General features: G+C 39.9%; 4 protein-coding genes and 1 pseudogene. 4 read left to right on the forward strand and 1 reads right to left on the reverse strand.

Going from position 1 to position 5,198, the window contains the following annotated elements; all coding sequences use genetic code 11:
* The 4 genes and pseudogenes from FKZ43_RS00425 to FKZ43_RS00440 form a co-directional block, all read left to right on the forward strand.
* A pseudogene (locus FKZ43_RS00425) lies at positions 1 to 256 on the forward strand (hypothetical protein); the annotation flags it as partial.
* A gap of 17 nt (positions 257 to 273) precedes the next feature.
* Entirely contained in the window at positions 274 to 540 is a 267-nt protein-coding gene (gene rpmA / locus FKZ43_RS00430; RefSeq protein WP_140943903.1) for a 50S ribosomal protein L27, read from the forward strand.
* A gap of 35 nt (positions 541 to 575) precedes the next feature.
* Positions 576 to 1,502 carry a malate dehydrogenase gene (gene mdh, locus FKZ43_RS00435; RefSeq protein WP_140943904.1) on the forward strand — a complete coding sequence of 309 codons (927 nt, stop codon included), beginning with the start codon at positions 576 to 578 and terminating at the stop codon, positions 1,500 to 1,502.
* A gap of 3 nt (positions 1,503 to 1,505) precedes the next feature.
* The gene (locus FKZ43_RS00440; protein ID WP_140943905.1) at positions 1,506 to 2,243 is read left to right on the forward strand and encodes a hypothetical protein; all 738 of its coding nucleotides are present in this window, start codon (positions 1,506 to 1,508) and stop codon (positions 2,241 to 2,243) included.
* Between the two features lie 208 nt (positions 2,244 to 2,451).
* Here the strand turns inward: FKZ43_RS00440 and FKZ43_RS00445 are convergent.
* The coding region (locus FKZ43_RS00445; RefSeq protein WP_181180187.1) for a TonB-dependent receptor at positions 2,452 to 5,198 on the reverse strand (2,747 nt) is incomplete at its 5' end.

Consider the following 5,198-nt stretch of genomic DNA (forward strand, 5'->3'; position numbering starts at 1 on the left):
GAAACGCCTTGATGAAAAAACGGAACTTTTTCACTCTGAGATTAGGGCTGAACTTGAATCATTGAAAAATGAAATTAAAGCCGAAATTAAACGCGTTGATGACAAGTTGGAGATATATCGCTCGGAGGCACACGCCTTTCAAAATGAGTTTAGAGCTGAGATAAAACGACTTGACGAAAAAATAGAAATAGCAATCCAAATTCGCGAACGCCTTGCTGTACTTGAACAAAAAGTTGAAGCATTAACAAAACAATAAAAAGGAGGTGAAAAGACATGGCACATAAAAAAGGCGGTGGTTCATCACAAAATGGTAGAGATAGCCAATCAAAACGGCTTGGAGTAAAAAAATTTGGTGGTGAATTTGTTAAAGCCGGCAATATAATCGTGAGGCAACGGGGAACGAAATTTAAGCCCGGTTTAAATGTCGGAATGGGAAAGGACTATACTTTATTTGCAAAGATTGATGGTATCGTAAAATTTGAATATGTCTCAAAAGACAAGCAAATGGTCAGTGTTTATCCAGTTGACGGGGTGAATTAAAGCACCTTTAAAAATAAATTTTTTGGAGGTTCAAAATGAAAATCACAATAATCGGCGCTGGAAATGTCGGCGCAACGACGGCTCAAAGAATAATTGATAATGAGCTCGCAAATGAGCTTGTCCTTGTTGACATCATTGAAGGAATTCCGCAAGGGAAGGGACTTGATATGTACGAATCAACCCCGATAACTGGAGTTGATGTTAAAGTAATCGGAACCAACGGGTACGAAGAAACAGCTAATTCAGACATCGTGATAATCACCGCTGGGGTCGCACGTAAGCCGGGGATGAGCAGAGAAGACCTGCTTAACACAAATTTCGGCATCGTAAAGGAAGCAACTTTAAAATCAATTGAAAAATCACCAAATGCAATTATAATCGTCGTCACGAATCCACTTGATGTCATGGCTTACACCGCCTGGAGGATTAGCGGATTTGAAAGACATCGCGTAATTGGAATGGCTGGTGTGCTTGACACAGCGAGATTTAGAACATTTATAGCTATGGAATTAAATGTATCAGTTGAAGATGTTTACGCATTCGTTCTTGGAGGGCACGGTGATGATATGGTCCCGCTAGTAAGATATACAACCGTAGCAGGAATCCCAATATCTGAACTTTTACCGAAGGAAAAAATTGACCAGCTTGTCAAACGCACAAGGGAGGGTGGAGCAGAGATCGTAAGCTATCTTAAAACTGGAAGCGCATATTACGCACCATCTGCAGCAATAGTTGAAATGGTTGAATCCATAGTGAAAGACAAGAAAAGAATTCTGCCTTGTTCAGTTTTGCTTCAAGGGGAATATGGGTTAAACGATGTTTTCGTTGGCGTTCCAGTGAAACTCGGAAGAAAAGGCGTTGAGGAGATAATTGAACTCAAATTAACAGATGAGGAAAAACAAGCACTGCATGCCTCAGCATCAAGGGTTAAGTCAATAATTGATTCACTAAAATTTGATTAAACTATGAAACCCAAAATTATAACTTCACTATTGTTGCTTGTTTTTCTTCTTTTTTCAAGTTGCAAAAAGGAAACGATAAGCCCAATTGAAACAATTCCACAAAATCTTTTCCCTCTTAGAACCGGTAACGCATGGTTTTACACCGGATATCAAATAGATACCGCTGGGAACAAAATCTCCGGCACTGAATTTAATTCCTCAACGACCATCGTTGGTCAGATTCAATTTGAAGGCAAGAATCCATTCGTTGTTATTGATTCACTTAAATATCAACGCGGAACCGAAATTGACACTCTTCTCATCTATCTTGAAGGTGACTATCTTTATGCTTGGATTGACTTGACAAATACGGTTTCAATCCCAGGGTTTGTCTACAAAAGATGGGTTCCATTTATAAAAACAACAGGAATTTTGAACGAGCCATACACTATTTTAAATCTTGACACGACGATAATTGTAACCACAGGTGGACAACAATTACCTTTGAATATAAGAGTAAACATCACCGGCAACATTGCGTTAAAGGAGGAGATCCAAACTCCATTGGGAAAATTCGTCGCTTATAAATTTGAGGCAAATGTAGCGGGTTCTGCAAGTATCGGAGGGGTAACTGTTGGGACTTTCACCTCAAAAAATTACATTTGGCTATCCCCTGGGATTGGACCAGTAAAGCATGAAACGCCAGCCACAGCTATTCAACCTGGGATAAGGCGAGAACTTTCAAACTACCGCATTGGATAAAGAAATTTCAGCGAGTTAAAAAACAAAACCCCGAGTTTTCTCGGGGTTTTTTGCTTTAAAATAAAAAAAGACCGCTGGCGCTCGGGGACACACGCCAGCGATCTCGGCGGGAAAGGAATCGGGGATGATTATGCACCTTTAATATAATAATTTCAAAAAATCAAGTCAAGTACTTTGTTGCACTTTTTCGCCTATTTTAAAAATTCACTTAAAAGCTCACCCTCATACCAAGTTGTATCTGCCTTTTATCACCAGCGGTCGTCGGCTTACCAAATAAAACGGATTTCATATTCCCAACATAGCCACCAAAATTTGTCCAGTTAAACACATTGAATGCCTCAAGCATAAGCGTTAAGGTAACGCCACGATATGAAAAGTCCTTTGAAAGACGCAAATTAAAGTTTCTTTCAGCGAAGACATACTTGAAAATAAATCTTTGTCCTGGGACTCTTCCAGCATTTCGTCCAAGCCCAGCGGGATAATCATTCCCAAGAACACCATCATTATTGTCATCAGTCCCAGTGAAAACAAGATAAGGTCTACCGGTTGCAAACGTTCCCCAACCGCTTATCTTAAATCCAAATGGCAAATCAAAAGTGCTACTTATTGAAATCCTATGCCTCTCATCAAGCGTTGATGGTGCTTTCTTCAACATATCAAGGTTCGTATAATAAAGGTAACCGTAATAAATCGTATTATCAAATTCATCATATGTCCAAGACAATGTATAAGCAATGTTCAACCCCCAAGAACCGGGCTTATATGGTTTATCAAATGTAAAGTATATGGCGTCATACCAAGAATTGCCAGCATCCGTCCAAACTTGAATCGGTCCATATTTCGCCGTTAACCTTTGCTTTGCATTTGCATTATAAGTCGTTATCTCATTATATCCGCGAACACCTGTATAACTTAAACTCACAAGCACCTCACCAAATCTCTGCCTCAAACCGACGCTGTATTGAATTGTCATCGGTGGTTTCAAATCGTTTGGTATTAAGAATATCTCTGGAGCTGGAACTCTCCCTTGCGAAATCAAATTAAGCAACTCATCTCGGCTATAATATCTATCATCCCATTGAATTCTGTCAGGACCAAAATCAAGGTAATAAACCTTCCAAGTGTATCTCAAAATTTCATCAGAAGCAACATTCCAAACATGCCTATCATAGTAAATACCTGCTCCACCGAAAATAACCGTTTCACCCTTCCTGCTTATATCGTATGAAACGCCAACCCTAGGTTGAAACGCTTTCCAATATGGTTTCCTATCTTTTCCTCTTGAGAAGTATTTCTCACCAAAGAACTGAATGAGATCCCTTCTTATCGTATCGGGAACAGCAAAATCATTGTTTATCATGTTTGTCTCATAATCCCACCTTATTCCTAAATTCAAGGTCAAATAAGGTGTAACAGTCCAATCGTCTTGGATATAAATTCCAAATTGCGTGTTCCATTTTTCAACCGTTGGGACGCCAACCCCAACTCTCGCTTGATATGGTGTCGTGCTCGTATCGCGCAAGAAATAAAATTGAGGATAAAGATAAAGTTTCTGATTTGCTTCATATCTCAATCGCTGAATGAAAAAGCCACCCTTGATCACATGGTTTTCCCTCGTGTATGTTATATCATTATAAAAAGCGTATCTGTCTTGGAACCAATTCTGCGGTGCATGTGAAAATCCTCCAATGAACGCGCTTGGATAAATCCTCCCAGGGGTTGGAAATGGTGCGATATTTGCAATTTCCCAGTTATAACGCTGGAAGTTCAATCTTGCCTCGTTCATAAGGGTCGGTGAGATAATATACTGATGCTTCAAAACATAATTGTAAACCCTATTGTAGAAAAGTCTACCTCTCTCATATGCGCTTCCTCCACCTATCCCAAGATAGTTTCTATCAAACCTTCCATACCATGTGAAATCAAGGAAATGATTCTGAACAGGCTGGAAAGTTAATCTCCCAAGTCCAAGATGACCACTAAATGGAACTTTATATGTTCCCGCATACTGAGCGAAAAGTGGTGGCACAACAACGGTTGCAAATCTGTCGGTGAAAGTCCCCTCATAAGAGACAAAGAAATGAAGTTTATCTCTTATTATTGGACCCCCTAAACTGACACCTGTTTGACGACGCTTAAACCCTGGTTTTTCCTTTTCAAAAACTCCAAGTGCATTAAGCGACTTATCACGATAGGTTATAAATGCCGTCCCATGAAATTCATTAGTTCCCGTCTTTGAAACAGCAGAGACGACACCTCCAGCTGCCTTTGAATATTCCGCTTTGTAAAGTTGAGTTATAACTCTTGCTTCCTTAACAGCATCAAGCGGAAACGGATTCCCAGGGCTTAAAAATTGCCCGGCTAAACCACCTTCAACTATTTCATTCTTATATTCTGTTCCTTCAAAATAAAATCCAACCCAAGTCGGTTGCAAAGCGCCACTTCCAAATGTCGCTCCTATTGGTTTCATTCCGGGAACAAGTGCCATGAGCTCAAGAAAGTTTCTGGTGTTAACTGGCAATGTAGCAATTTGTTGCGGTCTCAACGGAACTGAAAGTTCCGTCTTCTTTACCTCATATTCAAGCGCTTCAGCAGTTACAACAACCTCACCAATTTGAATCTCCCTTGGGACGAGTGTAAAATTAACCGTAACTCTTTCACCAACCCCCAGTTCAATAATTTTTGTCTGCTTACCATAAGCAACATGAAGAGCGTTAACCTCATAGGTTCCCGGTGGCAAAGATAAAACATTATAAATTCCTGAAGCCGTCGTAATTCCGCCACGAATATACCCGGTCTCAACATTTCTTACTACAATTTCAACATCTGGTATCGGTTTCCCTTCATTGTCAAAAACCTTACCAGTTAAAGATGCGGTATAAGTCCCGCTACCCTGCGAGAAAAGAAAATGAATAGATAAGATTAAAAAAATCGGAAGGAAATACTTAGCGAGCC

This window comes from Candidatus Thermokryptus mobilis (assembly GCF_900070205.1).
GTDB classification, from domain to species: Bacteria; Bacteroidota; Ignavibacteria; order Kryptoniales; family Kryptoniaceae; genus Kryptonium; species Kryptonium mobile.